The sequence below is a fragment of the Streptomyces sp. NPDC056734 genome (assembly GCF_042790455.1).
Classification (GTDB): Bacteria; Actinomycetota; Actinomycetes; order Streptomycetales; family Streptomycetaceae; genus Streptomyces.
On sequence record NZ_JBHTZD010000008.1, the window covers coordinates 95,829 to 114,154 of the forward strand.

The 18,326-nt window shown below is 72.4% G+C and carries 12 protein-coding genes; 8 read left to right on the forward strand and 4 right to left on the reverse strand.

The window, feature by feature from the left end; genetic code table 11:
• Positions 1-297: 297 nt before the first annotated feature.
• Entirely contained in the window at positions 298-2,328 is a 2,031-nt protein-coding gene (locus ACFRFC_RS14240; protein ID WP_382684585.1) for a thioredoxin domain-containing protein, read from the reverse strand.
• A 157-nt stretch (positions 2,329-2,485) separates the two neighbouring features.
• On the opposite strand from ACFRFC_RS14240, the gene ACFRFC_RS14245 reads away from it, so the two are divergent.
• Positions 2,486-3,022 carry a Uma2 family endonuclease gene (locus ACFRFC_RS14245; RefSeq protein WP_383112618.1) on the forward strand — a complete coding sequence of 179 codons (537 nt, stop codon included), beginning with the start codon at positions 2,486-2,488 and terminating at the stop codon, positions 3,020-3,022.
• On the opposite strand, the gene ACFRFC_RS14250 is transcribed toward ACFRFC_RS14245, so the two are convergent.
• Positions 2,941-7,053, reverse strand: a complete 4,113-nt coding sequence (locus ACFRFC_RS14250; RefSeq protein WP_382684579.1) for a hypothetical protein — start codon at positions 7,051-7,053, stop codon at positions 2,941-2,943. The genes ACFRFC_RS14245 and ACFRFC_RS14250 overlap by 82 nt on opposite strands.
• Before the next feature lie 237 nt (positions 7,054-7,290).
• Here ACFRFC_RS14250 and ACFRFC_RS14255 point away from each other — a divergent pair, with 237 nt between their 5' ends.
• The 7 genes from ACFRFC_RS14255 (at position 7,291) to ACFRFC_RS14285 (ending at position 17,044) form a co-directional block, all read left to right on the forward strand.
• Positions 7,291-7,467 carry a hypothetical protein gene (locus tag ACFRFC_RS14255; RefSeq protein WP_382684577.1) on the forward strand — a complete coding sequence of 59 codons (177 nt, stop codon included), beginning with the start codon at positions 7,291-7,293 and terminating at the stop codon, positions 7,465-7,467.
• Between the two features lie 750 nt (positions 7,468-8,217).
• Positions 8,218-9,825 (forward strand): type I-E CRISPR-associated protein Cse1/CasA, encoded by a 1,608-nt coding sequence (locus ACFRFC_RS14260; protein ID WP_382684574.1) that lies wholly within the window; start codon positions 8,218-8,220, stop codon positions 9,823-9,825.
• Entirely contained in the window at positions 9,818-10,378 is a 561-nt protein-coding gene (gene casB, locus ACFRFC_RS14265; protein ID WP_382684572.1) for a type I-E CRISPR-associated protein Cse2/CasB, read from the forward strand. Before ACFRFC_RS14260 ends, casB begins: the two co-directional genes overlap by 8 nt.
• Positions 10,379-10,433: 55 nt before the next feature.
• Complete coding sequence (locus ACFRFC_RS14270) at positions 10,434-11,786, forward strand: type I-E CRISPR-associated protein Cas7/Cse4/CasC (protein WP_382684571.1); 1,353 nt, start codon at positions 10,434-10,436, stop codon at positions 11,784-11,786.
• Positions 11,783-12,679, forward strand: coding sequence for a type I-E CRISPR-associated protein Cas5/CasD (cas5e, locus tag ACFRFC_RS14275; protein ID WP_382684569.1), 897 nt, complete (start codon positions 11,783-11,785; stop codon positions 12,677-12,679). The genes ACFRFC_RS14270 and cas5e overlap by 4 nt, the downstream gene beginning before the upstream one ends.
• The gene (locus ACFRFC_RS14280) at positions 12,676-13,425 is read left to right on the forward strand and encodes a type I-E CRISPR-associated protein Cas6/Cse3/CasE (protein WP_382684567.1); all 750 of its coding nucleotides are present in this window, start codon (positions 12,676-12,678) and stop codon (positions 13,423-13,425) included. The genes cas5e and ACFRFC_RS14280 overlap by 4 nt, the downstream gene beginning before the upstream one ends.
• Before the next feature lie 418 nt (positions 13,426-13,843).
• Positions 13,844-17,044 carry a tetratricopeptide repeat protein gene (locus ACFRFC_RS14285; RefSeq protein ID WP_382684565.1) on the forward strand — a complete coding sequence of 1,067 codons (3,201 nt, stop codon included), beginning with the start codon at positions 13,844-13,846 and terminating at the stop codon, positions 17,042-17,044.
• Positions 17,045-17,155: 111 nt separating this feature from the next.
• Here the strand turns inward: ACFRFC_RS14285 and ACFRFC_RS14290 are convergent, their stop codons facing one another.
• Together ACFRFC_RS14290 and mca are read right to left on the reverse strand one after the other, a co-directional pair.
• Complete coding sequence (locus ACFRFC_RS14290; RefSeq protein ID WP_382684562.1) at positions 17,156-17,470, reverse strand: hypothetical protein; 315 nt, start codon at positions 17,468-17,470, stop codon at positions 17,156-17,158.
• On the reverse strand, positions 17,463-18,323 hold the full coding sequence (gene mca, locus ACFRFC_RS14295; RefSeq protein ID WP_382685134.1) for a mycothiol conjugate amidase Mca: 861 nt from the start codon (positions 18,321-18,323) through the stop codon (positions 17,463-17,465). The genes ACFRFC_RS14290 and mca overlap by 8 nt, the downstream gene beginning before the upstream one ends.
• Positions 18,324-18,326 lie beyond the last annotated feature (3 nt).

Sequence of the window (18,326 nt, forward strand, 5' to 3'; positions counted from 1 at the left end):
GGATCTCGCCATGAGGTAGCGGGGCGTAACCCGACAGGTCCTTACATTCGGACCACCCGAGCGCTCCGCCGACGCCGTGGGGGCAACGCCGTACAGGGGCGCGGGGAACGGCCGGACAACGCCGCGAGCGGGCACGGGAACGGCCGCGCAACGCCGCAAGCGGGCACGGGAACGGCCGGACAACGCCGCGAGCAGGCACGGGAACGGCCGGACAACGCCGCCAAGGGGCGCGGGGAACTGCGCGACCAGCCACCCACCACCCGCGCTCGAACGACAACAGCCCCCGGCAGCCCCCTCTCAGCCGCCCAGCGCCGCCCGGAGGGCATCCGCATCGGACGTAGGCGCATCACAGCTGAAATGCCGGCAGACATACGCCACCGCCCGCCCCCCGACCAGCGTCCGCCCGGCAAGCAGCGGAAACTCCTCACCCCCCGGCACCCCATACGCGACCACCGCCCCCGGCGCGGTCCCCAGCAGCGCCGTACGGTGCAGGACGCGCGCGTCCGGATCGGCCGCCCCCGCCCCCACGATCGCCACCTCACGCGGCCCGTCCAGCAACGCCTCGGCGACCGCGAGCCCCCAGCCGATGAACCGCGGCACCCGCGGCCCCAGCGCCTTGACCACACCCAGCGCCCGTTCCGCGGCCGTGCGATGGGGCTCGGCGCCGGTCTGCGCGGCATAGCTGAGCAGCGCGCCCGCGGCGGCGGTCCAGCCGGCCGGCGTCGCGTTGTCGGTGGGGTCCTGCGGGCGCCGGATCAGCCGCTCGGCGTCGGCGGCGGTGTCGTACAGGGCGCCGCTCGCGGGGTCGGTGAATCGGGCGAGGACATGGTCGAGGAGGAACCCGGCGAACTCCAGCCAGACGCCCTCACCGCTGACCGACGCCAGCGCGAGGAACCCCTCGGCGACATCGGCGTAGTCCTCCAGCACCCCGGCGTTCGCCCCGGGCCGCCCGTCCCTGCTGGTACGCACCAGCCGGGCCTGGTCGTCCAGATGCACCCGGACCAGGAGATCGGCGGCGGCGACGGCCGCGTCCACCAGGTCGGGGCGGTCGAAGTAGGCGCCGGTCTCGGCGAGCGCGGCGATGGCGAGGCCGTTCCAGGCGGCGACCACCTTGTCGTCCCGGCCGGGCGCGGGCCGCGCGCCGCGCACCGCGAGCAGCCGCTCCCGGATCCCGGCGATCCGCCCGGCGTCGAACACGCCCTCCTGCTGCGGCAGCTGGAGCACCGAGGCACCCTCCTCGAAGGTGCCCTCCTCGGTCACCCCGAAGTACTGCGCCGCCAGTGCCGCGTCCTCCTCACCCAGCGCCTCGCGCAACTGCTGAGGCGTCCACACGTAGTACGCGCCCTCGGTGTGCCGTCCGCTGCCGTCGTCGCTGTCGGCGTCGAGCGCGGAGGCGAAGCCGCCCTCGGCGGTGCGCAGCTCACCGACCAGGAAGTCGGCGGTCTCCAGCGCGACCCGCCGGGCCAGTTCGGAGCCGGTGGCCCGCCACAGATGCGCGTACACCCGGCACAGCAGCGCGTTGTCGTACAGCATCTTCTCGAAGTGCGGCACGATCCAGTCGCGGTCGACGGAGTACCGGGCGAACCCGCCGCCGAGCTGGTCGTAGATCCCGCCCCGGGCCATCCGCTCACAGGTGTCGGCGGCCATCTGCAAGGCACCCTCGGCGCCGGTGCGGGCGTGGTGGCGCAGCAGGAACTCGATCACCATGGACGGCGGGAACTTCGGCGCCCCGCCGAACCCGCCGCGCTGCGGGTCGTACTCCCGGGTCAGCCCGAGCAGCGCCCGCGCCAGCTCCTCCTTGCCGGGCGCCTGGCCGTCCCCGTACGAGATCTCCCGCCCGGCGAGATCCCGGACGATCTTCCCGGCGACCTCGCCAACCTCCTCACGCCGCTGCTCCCACGCCTGCCGCACCCCTTCGAGGACCTGCGGGAAGCCGGGCATGCCGTGCCGCGGGGCGGGCGGGAAGTACGTACCGAAGTAGAACGGCTCGGCGTCCGGCGTCAGAAACACCGTCATCGGCCAGCCACCCTGCCCGGTGGCCGCCTGCACGGCCTCCATATAGACGGCGTCCACATCGGGCCGTTCCTCACGGTCCACTTTCACACTGACGAAGTGCGCGTTGAGGAAATCGGCGGTGGCCTGATCCTCGAAGGACTCGTGGGCCATCACATGACACCAGTGGCACGCGGAGTAGCCGACGGACAGCAGAACGGGTACGTTGCGCCGCCGCGCTTCCTCGAAGGCACCCGGTTCCCAGGGCCACCAGTCGACCGGGTTGTCAGCGTGCTGGAGCAGATAAGGCGAGGTCACACCGGCCAGCCGATTCATACGACTCAGCCTCTCACAATGCCCGGCCCCACCGGCGGGACCCGCACCGGCACTGCCTCGATCCGGGCGTTTGCGCAGCACAGGACAGTAGGTTGAGCCCAGCGGCACCGGAACCGCCGAGGCTCCTCGAAGGAGGCACACCATGACGCCCGGGTGGATGCATACACCGATCAGCGCGGAGCGGTACGACTCCTGGTCCGAGGAGCGGTGTGCCGGCATCGAGATCGTGGCCGGAAGGGTCGTCGTGCGCCCGAGCGCGTCCAAACGGCACCACCGCCTCGCCCGGATCCTGGCCAATGCCCTGGACGCCGCCGCAGGCCCGGACTGGAACGCCGACACGGACTTCGACGTCCGCCTGCACGACGTTCCGCTCACCAACCGCCGTCCGGACGTCGTCGTCTACCGGGCCGACACCATCGACCTCACACCCACCCGCCCCGAACACGTACCCCTGGTCGTCGAGGTCGTGTCGCCCGGCTCGGAGACCACCGACCGGGTCGTGAAGGCGGACCAGTACGCCAAGGCCGGCATCCCCTTCTACTGGCGGGTCGAACAGGCCGCCACCGGTGTCCCGATCGTCTACACCCATGTCCTCGACCCCGCCACCAGGGCCTACCGGGACGGCGACATGTTCACCGGCGTGATCAAGGCTGCCGCGCCCTTCTCCGTGACCGTTGACCTGGGAGCCGTCTGACGAGCGCTCAGGTCTCCCGCTAGTGCGCCCAGGTGTCCCAGCGCGCCAGGAGCGAGCGAGGGGAGCAGAGGGATCGTGCAGATCCACGCGTCGGATCTCAGGAGCCTCAGCGCGATGTGCCGGGCCGTCGCCTCGTCGGGGGGACTGCCGTCGCCGGACGCACGGGCGAGGGCCAGGCAGGTCCGGATCACCCGGTCGTCGGCGCGACTGTCCGTGGCCAGAGCCGCCTGGGCGCCCGCCAGGTGTGCGGCGGCGGTGCGGAGCGTCGTCGATCGGGCGTCCGGCGTCCTCGCCGCATCGGCGTGGCACCACACGGCGTCGGTTTCGCCGTCCACCGCGGCCAGCAAGGCCAGTTCCGCGGAGGCCCCCTGTCCCGGCCGCAGGGAGCGCAGCCATCTGTCGGTCGTGCTCGCGACGACGCCGGAGTCTTCGTCGGGAAGGCAGCCCAGCCGTGCCAGCAGGGTGAGAACGGCCATCGACCGCGTCGGCCACGACATGGAGGGGTCGGCCACGTGCCGTGCGGCGCGGTGGAGTGCGTCGCTCAGTCGCGGGGCGGGGCGGCGGACGTCCGGGAAGGCGAGAAGCAGCGCCGCCAGTTCGGGGAGAGGGGTGGTTGGGCCGCCCCGGCCGTCCTCGATCCGCCGTGCCAGGGTCTCCATCAGCGGCCCTGCGACGCGTGCCGCCCCCTCGGGACAGTGTCGTACGAGCCCGGCGGCGACGGCCGTCAACGCCTGCCGCCGCTGCGGAGCGGTACCTCCCGTTGCCATCGCCGTGGCCGCGGCCTCGTCCCCGGTGTGGGCGAGTGCCTGGGCCACGGCATTCGCCAGTTCGGGGGCAGCGCCGTCGGGCACCAGGCGGGCCGCCGCTCGGGCGTAGCGAGTGGCCGGGCCGTCGTCGCCGGCGAGGGAGCAGCCGAGGGAGATGGCCGCGAGGTGCCGCGCGCGGTCACGCGGGTCGGGCAGGTTCTGCGCGAGCGCTTCGGCGTCGTCCGACTCGCCCGCCTCGCCCATGGCCTGGCAGAGGTCCGCCGTCCAGTCTCCCGGGAGGGGTGGGCTGTTCGCGGGCATCGAGGGCGCGGCGGGACGGTTCCGCAGGGCCGTCTCCAGCAGTTCCCGGCTGCGCAGGTGGTTACCCGCGCCCAGTTCGTCATCGGCCTCCAGGAGCAGGGAGAGGTGGGGGTGATCGGGGTGGTCGGGGTGCATGGTGTCGCCGGGGGGAGGCAGGCCGGCCGACCTCCGGTGCCGCGTGGGCTTGTGCCTGGTCGGGGGCGGTTTCCGCGCACCTTCGGGCTCCGCCTGTGCCGTCTGTGTCGCATGTGCCGTCTGTGCCGTCTGTGCCGCCGGTATCGCTTGTGTCGTCTGTGGCTTGATCCGCCCGGTGCGCGTCGCCTCACGAGAGGCGCGCTCCGCTTCCCAAGCCGCGCGCTCCGCCTTCCTGACCGCGCTCTCGGCGTCCTTGGCCCTGCGCTCCGCCCTCCTCTTCTCATCGGCCGCAGCGACCGCCTCACTGTCCCGTCGCGCCCTGTCGTCCTCGGCTGCTTCGACGCTCCACTGCGCCCGCTCCAGCAGAGGGTCCCCGAGCACCCCCACGCGCAGCTCTTCCGGCAGGGCCTCCATCAGGTCTCTGATGCTGTCGAGGTCGTCCCTCATGACGCCCGCCTCGGCAAGACGCTGAAGCGTCCCGGCCAGTTCGCGGCGGAGGTGGGCCCGATCGTCTGCGGACAAGGAATCGGCCGGCGATACGGGGTCCCTCAGCGCCTCGATCGCCTTGCGCATCCGGGCCAGGGCCCTGCGCATCAGCTCCGGGGCCGAGTGACGCCGCTTGGCGGGGAGAGCGATGAGCGCCGACGCCGCCGTGGCCAGGACATCGACCGCTCCCAGTCCATCGGCGGCGCCGAGTTCCTCGCAGAGGGACTCGATACGTTCACCGGCGTACGGGCCGAGGGACGGCGTGGCCCGCGCCAGCGCACCCCAGAGATCCACCGCCGCGGTCCGGGCGCGCATGCCCCCCGCGCTGAGCGTCTCCGCCCGGTCGTGCAACACCGCGACCGCATCCAGATCCCGCACGGAATCCAGCATCCCTGCCGCCTCGATGAGCGCCTGCGACCCGGCCGCCGGGTCCTGGAGCACCGCGCGGAGCAACGGCCGGGCGGCGCCGGGACCGTTCAGCGTCGCGAGCGTGCGGGCGGCGCCCAGGAGCCGCGCGTGCGACTCGGGGTCTCGGAAGGTGCCGGGAAAGCCCTGGTGGGCGCGGTCACGGACCAGCCACTCGACCGCCTCCTGTACGACGGAGTCCACGCTCAGGCCGCCCTGTCCTGCGGAAGACTGCTCCCCGTACGCCATTTCCACCGCCGCATCCGCCAGGCATACGGCCCTGGCGACGGCCGTGGGCGCGGAGCGGGCCAGGCCGCGTGCACGCTCCGCGTCCCCCAGCCTGACGAAGAGGGAGGCAGCCCCGGCGGGTACTTCGCGTGTGTCCTGGCCCAGCAGGGACCGCGCGGCGCAGAGGGGTACGAGCGTCGCCAGACCGTCACCGAAGGACATGGCGTCCACCGCCCCGTTGATCTCCGCCTCGATCTCCGCCTCGAAATCCTCCAGTTGAGCGAGCGCGGCGTCCGGCCCGGCCGTGCGGGCGAGTCGGCGCAGCCGGGGCAGGTCGAGTACGTACGCGGCGCGTTCGGCGGTGTCGGTCAGCAGGCGGAGCTGATGCGCCAAGGGGTACGGGGGTGTGCCGTCCGGCCAACCGGCCGCGTGCCATCTCCGAGACCAGGCCAGCAGCTCATGGGTGTGCCGCAGGATCCCCGCCTCCCCCAGGTTCTCGCGCACCGCGTGGACGAGACGAGAGTCGGCCAGGGCATACGTCCGGGACACGGGGTCGTCGGTCACGAGGGCGCGCCCCGCCGGTCCCTGCGCCAAGCGGTCGAGGCGTTCGGCGGGGAGCCCGGTCAGCTCCGCCAGGTCCGTCGTGCGCAATCCGCCGCCCGCCACGGCCAGCAGTCCCGCGACCGGTTCGCCCAGCGCGGTGCCGTCCGGCGGTGGCTGCCGGATCAGCGGTACCCCTGGGACGGGTCGGAGGGTCCGCAGGTTTCGGCTCCGGCGCAGTGGATGCCGTAATGGGGGGACGTCGTCGGGGAGGCGGACGCGGCGTCGGAGGGAGACGATGACGCGCATGCCGGGTGGCGGGCGGGAGGGCAGCAGGGCTGCGATGCTTCCGCGTGCGGGCGTGTCTCCGGTCCAGGCCGACGCCCCGGACTGGGTGGCATCGGCTCCGGACTGCGGCGGCGTCCCGCCCTCGGCCGCGACGCCCGACCAGGCCACGTCGTCATCGAGTCCATCGACCACGAGCAGCAGCTTCCGCCCGTGGCGTGCGCTCTTCGCGGCGGCTTCGGAGAAGAGCGCACGCCACTGCCGGGCGTTGCTCGGGACGGGGCTCCCGGACCTGCCGAGGAAATCGTCGATCTGGTCGACGATCTCCTCCTCGAACGCGGCGCGCGTGTCCGTGCCGTGGGCCGCGGAGACGAAGAAGGTCAGGATGTCGGCGTCCGCCGGAGGTTGCCGACGGACGTAGTCGGCGAGCAGCACGGTCTTGCCCACGGGAGCGTCGGCGTGCCAGCACAGATACGACGGCGCCTCGGCACGGGGGTCCCGGACGAACGCGTTCATCTCCGTACGCTCGTCCGTTCGCCCCCGGACCTCGACCGCGGAGGTGTCGGGGGCCGAACGGTGCAGCCGGACGAAGCGGAGGCCAGGGTTCGCACGCCGCCGGTTCGCGAGGATCTGCCCTCCCTGCGCGTTCCTCGCCTCGTCCCGAGCCGCGAGCAGGGCGGCTTCCCATTCGACGTCCGAGTACGCCGAGGAGCCGGAAGCGTGCCGCCACTTCCGTACCACGGCCCGGAAGTCACGCGTTCTCGCCGACGTGGGGACCGTCCTTCCGGCCACCCAGCCTTGCAGCATCCCGGTAGCGATCTCCAGCCCCTCAGCCACCTGTGCGTGGCGTGGGCTCCCCGCGGCTTCCCACGCCTCCTTCAGCATGTCGCGCAGCCTGTCCCGCGCGCATCTCGACGAAGCCGCCACCGACCCACTCCCGTCTCTTACTCGCGATCCCAAAACTCAGCCGCCGCCGTACGAGTTCAGCGGGCCCCACCTGCGGAAATCGTGGCGCGGTAGTCAGCGCAACTTCACGTCGCCCAACGCCGCCGCGATTCTGGAGCCATCGCCCCAGCCGCCGATCCCGGCTCCCGGCTCCGGCTCTCGACCGAAGGATGGACCGTGCCCCAGCTTCCCCAACTCCTCCATTACATCGCGCTCTTGAGCGGCTGCGCCGGTCTTCTCTACACAGGCGGGTTGTTCGTCGTGGCCCTCGTCTCCGTCCTCGCCTCCACCCCGGAGCGACGCAAGGACGCGCGGACGACGCTCAGCATCCTCGTGCGTCGGCGGTCGCGTTGAGTGACGCGCATCCACGCCGTGCGAGCCGACCGCAGCCCTCGCTTCCAGCAAGCCTGTTCCAGCAGATCGGCTGCAAAATCTCTTTGCCAGAACTCGGGTGCCGGAAGTGCCCTCCTCGGTTCTCGCGTCCCCTGGAGCCCGGTGGCTTGAATTGGCCCAGTTGGAAAGGATCTTGGTGTAGAACTCCACCTGTGCTGCTACCTATCCAAGCCGTGCCGGGGCCCCCGGCTCTGCAACCGCGGAGTTGGAGGTCCCGACACGGAAGGAGCAATATGGGCAAAGCAGCACGCAGGTGGCTGGGGCGCCACCGAGAGGATCTGATCCTCATGGTGGTAGCTACAGTGGTGGCCAAGGCGGTCGATTACCTCTGGTAGACGGCCGTTCTCGACGCGAAGACTGCGTCGAGAACGGCCTGCCCCAGCAGTGAGTGGTTCCCGTTCCGAGCACACGGGATGGGAACCACTCACACTCCGCCGGTCTTCCGGTTGGGCGCTGCCGGGGTTGCCGAGACATCGGCAATCCCGCAGTTTAAACCCCTGGCCCGGCGTCATCCGGTTCGGCAGTTCAGATGCCTGCGCTAACGAGGGCCTCCGAGGTCAAGGAATCCTTCCCGCTGGCAGCGGGAGTGGCTCGTCGGGAGCCTGAAGTGCTCTGGTTGGGCTTTTCCCCGCGTGGGCGGGGGTGTCCCGGACTCCGACTTGCGCGCAGCGCTCGGAGCACGGACGAGACAGGAAAAGGTGGTGACACGCATTGCACGAGGCCGGACCGCTGAATCCCCCAGGGGGGCAACCCCGTTGGGACCCTCGCTTCAAACCCTGCATCCCCACCGTCACCATCGCCGGCGCGACCGCGCACCACTCCTTGTGCGGGCTGTTCACCCAAGCCGATGACCTGGCCGCTCTCGACTGCGCCTCACCGGGCGAGACGGTCGCCGTCATCGAGCACCTGCTGGCCATCTGCTTCGCCTCCGGCACCTGTCCGTCCTCCGACGATGAATGGCTCACCTGGATCACCGGCCAAAGGGACCTCGCGTCAGCCGCCGCATGGCTGGCGGGTCAACCGGCGGAGTCCTGGGACCTGTTCCACCCCACAGAGCCCCTGGTACAGAACTCCGGACTGGCGGCGGACCTGCGCGAGAGCGGCACCGGAACCGCCCAGCTGGTCCTCGAACACGCCGGTGACTACAACCAGCACTTCGACCACCACCACCTCGAACTCGACAACCCGCTCCCGGCGGCGGACGCCTTCCGCGCCACCCTCACGCAGCACGTCTACGGTCCTTACGGGCGGGCCCGTATGTCCGGACGGCGGCTCGGCGCCAAGGTCACCCATCTCGCGGCGGGCCGGCTGACGGGACGGATCCGGGTCGTCGCCCTGGGGCGGACGCTCGGCGAGACCCTGCGCCTGAACCTCTATCCGCCCGACGGACCGGGGAAGCCGCTCAATACCTCCTGGACCACCACGTCCGGCTTCGAGCGGCGCACGTTCAAGGAGAAGGCGACGCCCCGGACGCCGCGAAGCTCCGCGGACCTGCACAGCTCCCTGGGGCGTTCCGTGCTGCTGCGTCCGGCGCGCGGGCCGCACGGGCAGGTCATGGTCGACCGGGTCCTGATCGGAGCCGGCGAGGTGCTGGCTCTCGACCCGGCACGTCACCTTCAGGACGCCGTGTACAGCGAGACGACGAACGGCGTGTCGAAGCCGCTGTGGCCCTCCCCCAGCAGGGCCCTCTGGCAACAGGCCCACGCCCTCTACAGCGCCGTCAAGGACGACCGGACCGGGATGTACGCGCGGCTGCGGTCCCTTCTCCCGCACCAGCGACAGGGGCCGGGCGCCCCGTACCAGCTCTGGGCGGTCGGGCTGCTGGCCAACAAGGCGCTGCCCGTCAGCTGGACACACGGCGCCTACCCCTACGCCCCGGGCATGGCCGCACATCTCTACCGGGCGTCCCGCCGGGGCTCGGACATCGCCGAACACCTGGCGCGGACCCTGAAGCACGCGGCGATCGTGGCCGCGGAGACCGCGTTCCCGGCCGTGCGGGCCGCGGACGAGGCCGGTCAGGTGGCACGGCTCGACGCCCGGTACGCCTTCTGGCCCGCGGCCGAGGACCCCTTCCACGCGCTGCTGGACGAGGTGATCGACCGGGGGGACGAGGACGACGACCCGGTGTCCGCGCCCTTGGTCGCCTACGCGCTGGAGTTGATGGACACGGCTCGCACCGAGTTGCTCCAGCGCCTGGACACCCTGCCGCCCAGCGACCGCAATCACCGTGCGCGAGCCCGGGCCGTGGGGCTCTTCGAGGCAGCCGTGTCCGGTGCGCGGGCCCCTGCCGAACTCCGAGGGGAGACCGCACTTGACTGAGCCCAGTCCGCCGACCGGAACGAGGACGGAACAGCCCCCGTTCCCGCACGACAGCACGGCCCTCACCGCCTGGCTCACCGCCCTGGTCCGCAACCGCGAGTACGGGACGCTCGCCGAACTCCGCCGGGCCCGGGTCCGTACCAACGCGCACATCCGCGCGGGCTGGTACGGCGGGGACGACCACCGCGACCTCTTCGAGCGGATGGCGTTCCTGTTCGCGATCTACCACCAGGGACGCGCCACCCCGCTGTACGGCCATGGCAGCCTCGGCGCCGCGGCCCGCAGGATCGGCGACGGGACCGGGCGCGGGCCGGACAATCCCGGGGCCCAGCGGCTCCTGGACCGTGTCGTCGCCAGTCGGCGCGTTCCCTGGCGCCACCTCCAGCACGCGGTCACCCGGCTCCGGTCCTGCGAGCAGCCCCCACCGTCCTGGACCGGTCTGACCGAGGACCTCTTCAGGTGGAACGACCGCAAGGCGCGCGTCGCCTATCAGTGGTCGGTCGAGTTCCACACCCCGCCGGCACGGGCCGGGACGCACCCGGCGAACCGATGACGCCACCGACGTCCCCACCAGCGATTCGACCGACTACGCCAAAGGACACCACCTCGTGACCGAGTCACCTCGGAGCCAGTTCCTCTCCCTGCATCTCATCGAGACCCTGGCTGCGGTCCTGCCGGTACGCGACGAGAACGGGCAGCCCAAATCCCTGGTCTTCGGCGGCGTGGAACGCCACCTGATCACCAGTCAGGCCCGCAGGCGCGCCGAGCGGGTCCACGCCCGCAACCGGGCCAACGCCGGCCGTGGGGCGCTCAAGGGACGGAGCATGGGCGTCCGTACCCGGGAGTGGGCGTTGCTGGCCGCACGGGAACTTGAGTCCGCTCATGGCTGGGACCGGAACCGGGCTCTGGTCACGGCCCGCGCGGTGATGGAGGCCAGCGGTCTCAAATTCGGCGACCCGAAGAAGAAGACCGTGGCCCATCTGACCAAGGTGCTCATCTTCGCGCCGTCCGACGCCGGGACGAGGATCGCGCAGCACATCGCCGGCCGGGCGGCGGAGGTCGTGGAGTGGCGCGACACCTATCTCGGTGCCCAGGCCCACGCCGAGGCGGCGAAGAAGACGCGTCGCGATGCCAGGAAGAAGACCGCGACGCCACCGGACGCGGAGGAGGCCACGCCGGAACCCGCCCCGGCCGTCGCCCTTCCCCCGCTGCCCAAGGCCACCCGCGACGCCGTACTGCTGGCCCTCGCGCCTCGCGACGCCGTGGACATCGCTCTCTACGGCCGTTTCCTCGCCGAGATTCCCGACTCGCCGAACGTCGACGGTGCCGTCCAGACGGGGCACGCCTTCACCGTGCACGAGTCGGAACAGATCGAGGACTTCTACGCGGCCGCCGATGACGCGAAGCTCGATCGCAAACGCAATGCTCTCGACTTCCTCGACGCCGCGGACGACGCGGGCGCGGGCATGACCGGGTACCAGTCCCTGATCTCCGGCACCTTCTACCGGCACGCGGTTCTCGACCGCACCCAGCTCCGCACCAATCTGCGGGCAGCGGGAATGGACGAAGTCGAGGCCGAACAGGCCGCGTCCGAGGCGGAGAAGGAGTTCGTGAACTCCTTCGTGGAGGCATTCCCGGAAGCGAAGAAGAACTCCACCGCGTCCACCGGATCACTCCCCGCGCTCGTCCTCGCCTTCGAAGGGGAACGCCCCTATAACTACGCGTCCGCCTTCCAGAAGCCGGTCGACGAGGGGCCCGCGTCGGCCGGCGGGGAGGGACCGGCCGGCCCCGCCGCCGTGCGCAGGCTGCTGCGCCATCACACCTTCGTCAGCCGCCGCCGCGACGATCTGCGGACCGCACGGGTGCTCACCTACGACCCCGAGATCGATCTGCTCCTGGGCGGGCTGGGACTGCCGGAGTCGCTGTCCGTGGTGGAGCGAGCCGAGGACCTCACCCCATGAGCGGCGCGAACGACTCGCAGGTCCTGCTCATCCGGCTGGCCGGACCCTTGCAGTCCTGGGGCATCACCGGCAGGTTCGCCCGTCGCGACACGCACAGCCGCCCCACGAAGTCGGGCGTGATCGGCCTGTGCGCCGCGGCTCTCGGGCTGCCCCGGGAGGAACCCCTCGGGGAACTCGCCGAAGTGCTGTTCGGAGTACGGGCCGACCGGCCCGGCACGCCGCTTCGCGACTACCACACGGTCGGCGGCGGAACGTACCCGCTGCGCCCTCGTGACCTCATCACCGACCACCAGCGAGCCACCAGGACGACGACGGACCCATTGCCGGTCCCGACGTCGGATGCCTCGGCACCCGGTCCGTTCGGCCGCGGGGAGCTGGCGGCCTGGTACGGCTCACCGAAGTACGTCACCGCCGACCCGGCGTCAGGAGCCCTCGTCTCCGGGGAGGTTCGCCGCCACAGCCTGATCACCGAGCGCTGGTACCTCGCCGACGCCGCCTTCCTCGTCGGTCTGCAACACCCGGACACGGCCCTCCTGGAACGTATCGCCCACGCCCTGGAGCACCCGAAGCGTCTGCTCTGGCTCGGCCGCAAAGCCTGTCCGCCGTCGGGAGACCTCGCCGTCGGCATCGTCCCTGGCCCCCTCCGGGCAGCGTTCGAGGCCCACGCCCTGCTTCCCGACGCCGTCGGCCACGAAGGCGAGCCACCGGCCGCCGTCACGGGCGTACGCCCCTGGGCCTGGATCGAGAGCCGACGGCCACTCCCCGGTGTCGGCCCCCTGTCCGACCAGCCCGTGCACTTCGGAGCGGACGGGGGCACCCACAGCCTCCGCTGGGAGACCCGCCGCCGCATCACCATCGCCGCACACGCCCGTGGATGGGACATCATCCTGTGAACACGACCGCCACCGAGTCGAACGCGCCGTCGGGCGCGGGTGGGGCCGCCAGGTTCGTCGCCGCGCAGACCCTGCTGACCCTGGACTCCCGGCATCCGTTCGCCGCCAAATCGCTCATCGACGCACAGGACATGCACCGGACCGTCATGAGCGGCTTCCCCGGCTGGCTGGACGACGGCAGCCCGGACCCGCGCGCCCAGATGGGCATCCTGTCGACCTGGGCCGTCGACCTCCGTCAGGCGCGGCTCAACCTGGTGGTCCAGTCGTCCCTCCCCGCCGACTGGAGCGGCATCCCCCGCGCGGCCCTGGCCGAGAAGCCGGAGCCCCTCACCATCGACCGCACCTTCCACCCCGGCGACCAGGTCGCCTTCCGCACGGTCGTCAACCCGGTCCGCAGCATTCCGCCTCCGCCGGGCTCTGCGCCGAAGACCCGGGGCACCCGCGTCCCCCACACCCGCCCCGAACACGTGAAGGGGTGGTTCGCGCGCCGCCTCCAGCCGCCCGGGGAACCCGCGACCGCCCCCGACGGTGTCACGCGCATCGGAGCGGACACCGATACCGACCGGATCGCCGTACGCATGCTCCCGCGCGTCTCCAGCCCTGCACCGCACAAGGGTTTACGCATCGCCCGCGCAGAGATCAAAGGCACCCTCACGGTCACCGACCCCAAGGCATTCGTCGCGGCCCTCACCCAGGGAATCGGCCACGCACGCGCGTACGGCTGCGGACTGATCCTCGTACGCTGACCCACCCGACCGCCGACCGGGGGGCGGACCTTCTGGGCGTGGCGGCCGGGCGGGCGGCTGCGCTGAGCCGGGTCGGCCGTCCGGCGGGTCGGAGGGTCGGCAGGTCAGCCGCCCGGTCCCGCGACCAGCCCGCGCCGACGCCCGTCCACCGGCAACGCTCCTCGACGGCCGTACGAACGCACCGGCCCAAGCCACCACCGCTCAACCGGTCAACCACCTCGCGGAGGACGGAAGCCGACCCCCGGCCCCGGGACCGCCAGGCACCACCACGCACCGCCACCCACACCCCCAGCCCCCCACCCCACCGCATTCACACCCCCTCCACACCCATGCGGACCCCGTCCGCCCCCTCGCCCCGGCACGCCCGGGGCAGCACACTTGACCACCCATAGGTGGTGCTGTCGGAGGGGGACGGGACATGCGGGACAGTCAGCGGGTCGACGCCGAGAGGCTGTTGGCTCGGGCTGTGGAGGAAGAGGTACGGCGCTCCGGGGGCCGTACGGACCCGAAAGTGCTGATGTCACGGGCGCGCGGCGCGCTCGACGCGATGGCGCAGAACGCCGCCGAGGAGTACGCGGCGTACACCCGGGCGCTGGACGAGTCGGCCGCCGCGCGGCTGACGTTCGGCCAGCGCTACGCCCGTGACGGCGGCGGAACCCCGCTGCTGGTGGCGGGCGTCGGCGCGGTCGCCGCCGTGGTGGCCGACCTGGTGCTGGGCACGACGACGAGCACGGCCGTCGGCGCGGGCGTGGCCGTCGGGGTCGTCGGCGCCGCGGCGACGGTGGTGAAGGTGGCCGGCGCGCATCTGCCGGCCGCGCACCACCGGGCCGGCGCCGAGGGGCAGCCCGGCGGCGCCGAACAGCTGCGGCTCCAGTGGCTGACCGCGCTGGAGGTACGCGGGATCCGGCCCTTCCTGGACCAGCAGCGGGTGCTGGCCGCCTCCACCGGGCCCAAGAAGACGGGGCCCCAGCTGCGCGGCGCCGACAAGAGCGGGGCGGCGCGCGGGCGGAGCGTGCTGGAGCAGTCGTTCGGTCAGCTGCCGGAGGCCACCGGGCCGTTCGCGGGGCGGCGCCAGGAGATGGGGCGGATCCGGCAGTGGGTGCAGGCGGGCCGGGCCAGCACCCAGACCCGCCCGACGGTGGTCGTGCTGCACGGCCCGCCCGGCAGCGGACGTACGACCCTCGCGGTACGGGCCGCGCAGGACCTCAGGGACCAGTTCCGCGGCGCCTGCGTGGTCGACCTGCGCGGCGACACCGCGGACGAGCCACCGCTGTCCACCCGCGACGCCCTGCTGCATCTGCTCAACCGGCTCGGCGCCCCGCGTGAGCAACTGCTCTTCCGGGAACGCTCGTCGGCCGACCAGCAGGTCCGACGGCTCAGCGAGCTGTACCACCAGCATCTGACCGGCGTCCCGGTCGCGATCGTCCTCGACGACGCCTTCGACCCCGAGCAGATCCGCACCCTGGTCCCCGAGCGCTCCGACAGCCTGGTCCTGGTCACCGCCCGCGAGCCGCTCACCCTCCCGCCCGGCCTCCAGGCGTCCGTGCACCACGTGCCCGTACGGCCCCTGGAGGCGGCCGGTGCGGAGGAACTGCTCGGCGCCGCGGCGCAGGACAGCTCGGGGCCCTACGACGCCGAGTCCGGCGACCGGATCACCGAGCTGTGCGGCGGGCTGCCGCTCGCGCTGCGCGTCGCCGGTTCCTCGCTCGGCCCGCGCACCCCCCGCCGGCTCGCCGCCGACCTGGAGGCGTACGGCCCCGTCGACCCGGTCGAACGCGCCCTGTGGCTGCGCTACACCGACCAGCCCGAACCGGCCCGGCGGCTGCTGCGCCGGCTCGCTCTGGCCGGGCGGGCCTCGCTCGGCGCCGCCGCGGCGGCCTCCCTGCTGGCCACCGACCAGGCGGAGGCGAGCCGCCGGCTGACGGCGCTGGCCCGCGCGGGCCTCATCGACCAGGTGCGCGGCGACCGCTACCGGCTGCACGACGTGGTCCGCGCATTCGCCCAGGCCCGCCTCCTGGACGAGGAGGAGGCGGCGGAGCGCACGGCCGCGCAGGAACGGCTGATCGTCAACTACGCCGAACTCGCCGACTCCGTACTGCGTCTGGTCGACGGCAACATGTCCACCCGCTCGGACCGCTTCGGCCCGCACGGCTTCACCTCGCTGGACGAGGCGCTGCGCTGGCTGGACGACGAGTCCAGCTTCATCACGGCCGCGCTGCGGCACGCCGAGGGCGTCGACCAGGGCGCGGTGCTCAATCTGCTGGGCGCGCTGTGCGACTACTGCCTGCTGCGCGGCGACCTGTACCGGCTCGGCGAGATCAACGAGCTGGCGCAGGCCGTGGACCAGGGCCTGCTGATCCGCTCGGTGCAGTGGCGCACCGGCATCGCGGCCCGCCAGCTCGGCGAACTGGACAAGGCCCGCACCACCCTCACCTCGGTCGTGGACCTCTACATGGAGGCGCAGCACGACGCGGGGGCGGCCCGCGCCCTGTGCTCGCTCGGCATCACCCTGCACCACCAGGGCAATCTGGTGGAGGCGGCGGCCAAGCTGCGCGAGGCGCTCGACCTCCAGGCGGCCCCGCAGCTGGCCACCGACCGCGCCTGGACCATGCACGCGCTGGCCGCCGTCGAACGCGACCGCGCCCATCTCGCCGAGGCCCTCGACCTGCTCACCCGCTCCCTGGCCCTGCACCGCGCGGGCGAGTCCGTGCACGGCGAGGCATGGGCGCACTACCAGCTGGGCCAGCTGTACGTCCGGCTCGGCGACGTACCCCGCGCCGAGACCGCCCTGCAATCCGCCCTGGAGCTGTACGAACGTACCCGCGACGCGCGCGGCACGGCCTGGGCCCTGACCCAGCTGGCCCGGGCCCGGCTGGTCGCCGGTGACGCGTCCCCGGCGGTCGACGAACTGCGGGCGGCCGCCGCCCGGCACCGCGAGAACGAGGACGCCCGCGGTGAGGCCTGGACCCTGTACTACCTCGGCCAGGCCCTGGAGGAGAACGGCGACCGCGACCAGGCGGTCCGCGATCTCGAACGCTCCCGGACGATGTTCTCCCGGATGCGGGACGTCTACGGGCTCGCCTGCGCCCGCCACCACTCGGCCCGGGTCACCCGCGACCAGCGGGCCGCCCAGACCGGTTCCCTGCGCAACTCCGGCTTCGCCCGCCAGCTCCTGGTCGACGCCCGCGCCGACTTCCAGCGCATCGGCGTCGCCCACGGGGAGGCGTGGACCTGCCTGGAGCTGGCCGTGGTCGACGCCGGCAACTCCCGTACGCCCCAGGCCCTGGCCCTGTGCGAGGAGGCGGCCGGCCTCTTCGCCTCGTACGGCGACCGCCGCGGCGAGGACTGGGCCCGCTTCCTGCGCTGCACCCTGCTGCCCTACGCGGCCCCGGGCGGCGTGGAGGTCGGCACCGCCGTCGCCCAGGAGGAACTGGCCCAGCTCTCCCGCACCTCCCACGCCACCCGCGACCCGAAGCTCGACTCCTACCTCGACACGTACCAGCTGCTCCTGGAGCGCGGCATCACCCTGGAGACCGGCTGGCAGGCGTGGCGCCTGGGCATGGTCCCGAGCCGCCACGCGCGGGAGGTCATGGGGGTGGGGGTGGCCGTGGAGTCCTGAGGGTGGGCGGGGGTGGGGGTGGAATGGGGGTGGAATGGGGGTGGGGGTGCGTGTCCGCCGTGCCGGTTCCCCGGTCCCCTATGTCCCCTGTGTCCCCGATGTTCCCGGTGTCTACGCTCTGGCGTCGCCGCCCGGCTGCGTGGCACCGGCCGTCTTCGCCTGCTGCGCCGTCTTCGTGGGGGAACCGTCGGCGTCGGACGGGGCGCCCGACGGGGCCTCCGCCGGGTCCTGCGCCGGTTCCTCGAAGTCGACCTTGCCCAATCGGCGGTTCATCGACTTCATCAGGCCCCAGATGGCCACGGCCATCACCGCGAAGACGATGAAGCCGAGGACGCCGGGGGTCACCTTGTCCTCGTCGACCTCGTTGGCGGCGAAGGTGACGAAGTGCGTCATTGCCAGGCTTGCGCTTGCGCTCATGTCAGGCATTGTCCCGGACGCCCGCGAAGAGGTCGTCCTCGGGGAGGGAGGTCTCGACGAGGGACTTCGCCAGCTCGTACTCCTCCGTCGGCCAGACCTCCTTCTGCAGCTCCAGCGGCACCCGGAACCAGCCCCCGTCCGGGTCGATCTGGGTGGCGTGCGCGATCAGCGCCTTGTCGCGGATCTCGTAGAAGTCGGCGCACGGCACATGCGTGGTGAGCGTGCGCTCCCGCTGCCCGAACTCGTCCCACCGCTTCAGCCAGTCCCCGTACGGCGACTCCATGCCCCGGTCCAGCAGCGCCTTGTGCAGCGCCTCGGTGCGCGGCCGGTTGAAGCCCTGGTTGTAGTACAGCTTGCGCGGCTGGTACGCCGGTCCGTACTCCGCCTCCGGGAACCGCTCGGTGTCCGCCGCCGCCTCGAAGGCCACCATCGAGATCTTGTGGGTCATGATGTGGTCCGGGTGCGGATACCCGCCGTTCTCGTCGTACGTGGTGATCACCTGCGGCCGGAAGGAGCGGATCTTGCGCACCAGCTCACCGGCCGCGTGTTCGACGTCCTCCAGCGCGAAGCAGCCGTCGGGGAGCGGCGGCAGCGGGTCGCCCTCGGGGAGCCCGGAGTCCACGAACCCCAGCCATTCCTGCTTCACCCCGAGGATCTCGCGGGCCTCGTCCATCTCCCGCTTGCGCACCTCGTGGATGTGCTCCTCGATGTAGGTGTCGCCCTGGAGCTTGGGGTTGAGGATGGAGCCGCGCTCACCGCCCGTGCAGGTCACGACCAGCACGTCCACCCCCTCGGACACGTACTTCGCCATGGTCGCCGCGCCTTTGCTCGACTCGTCGTCGGGATGCGCGTGCACGGCCATCAG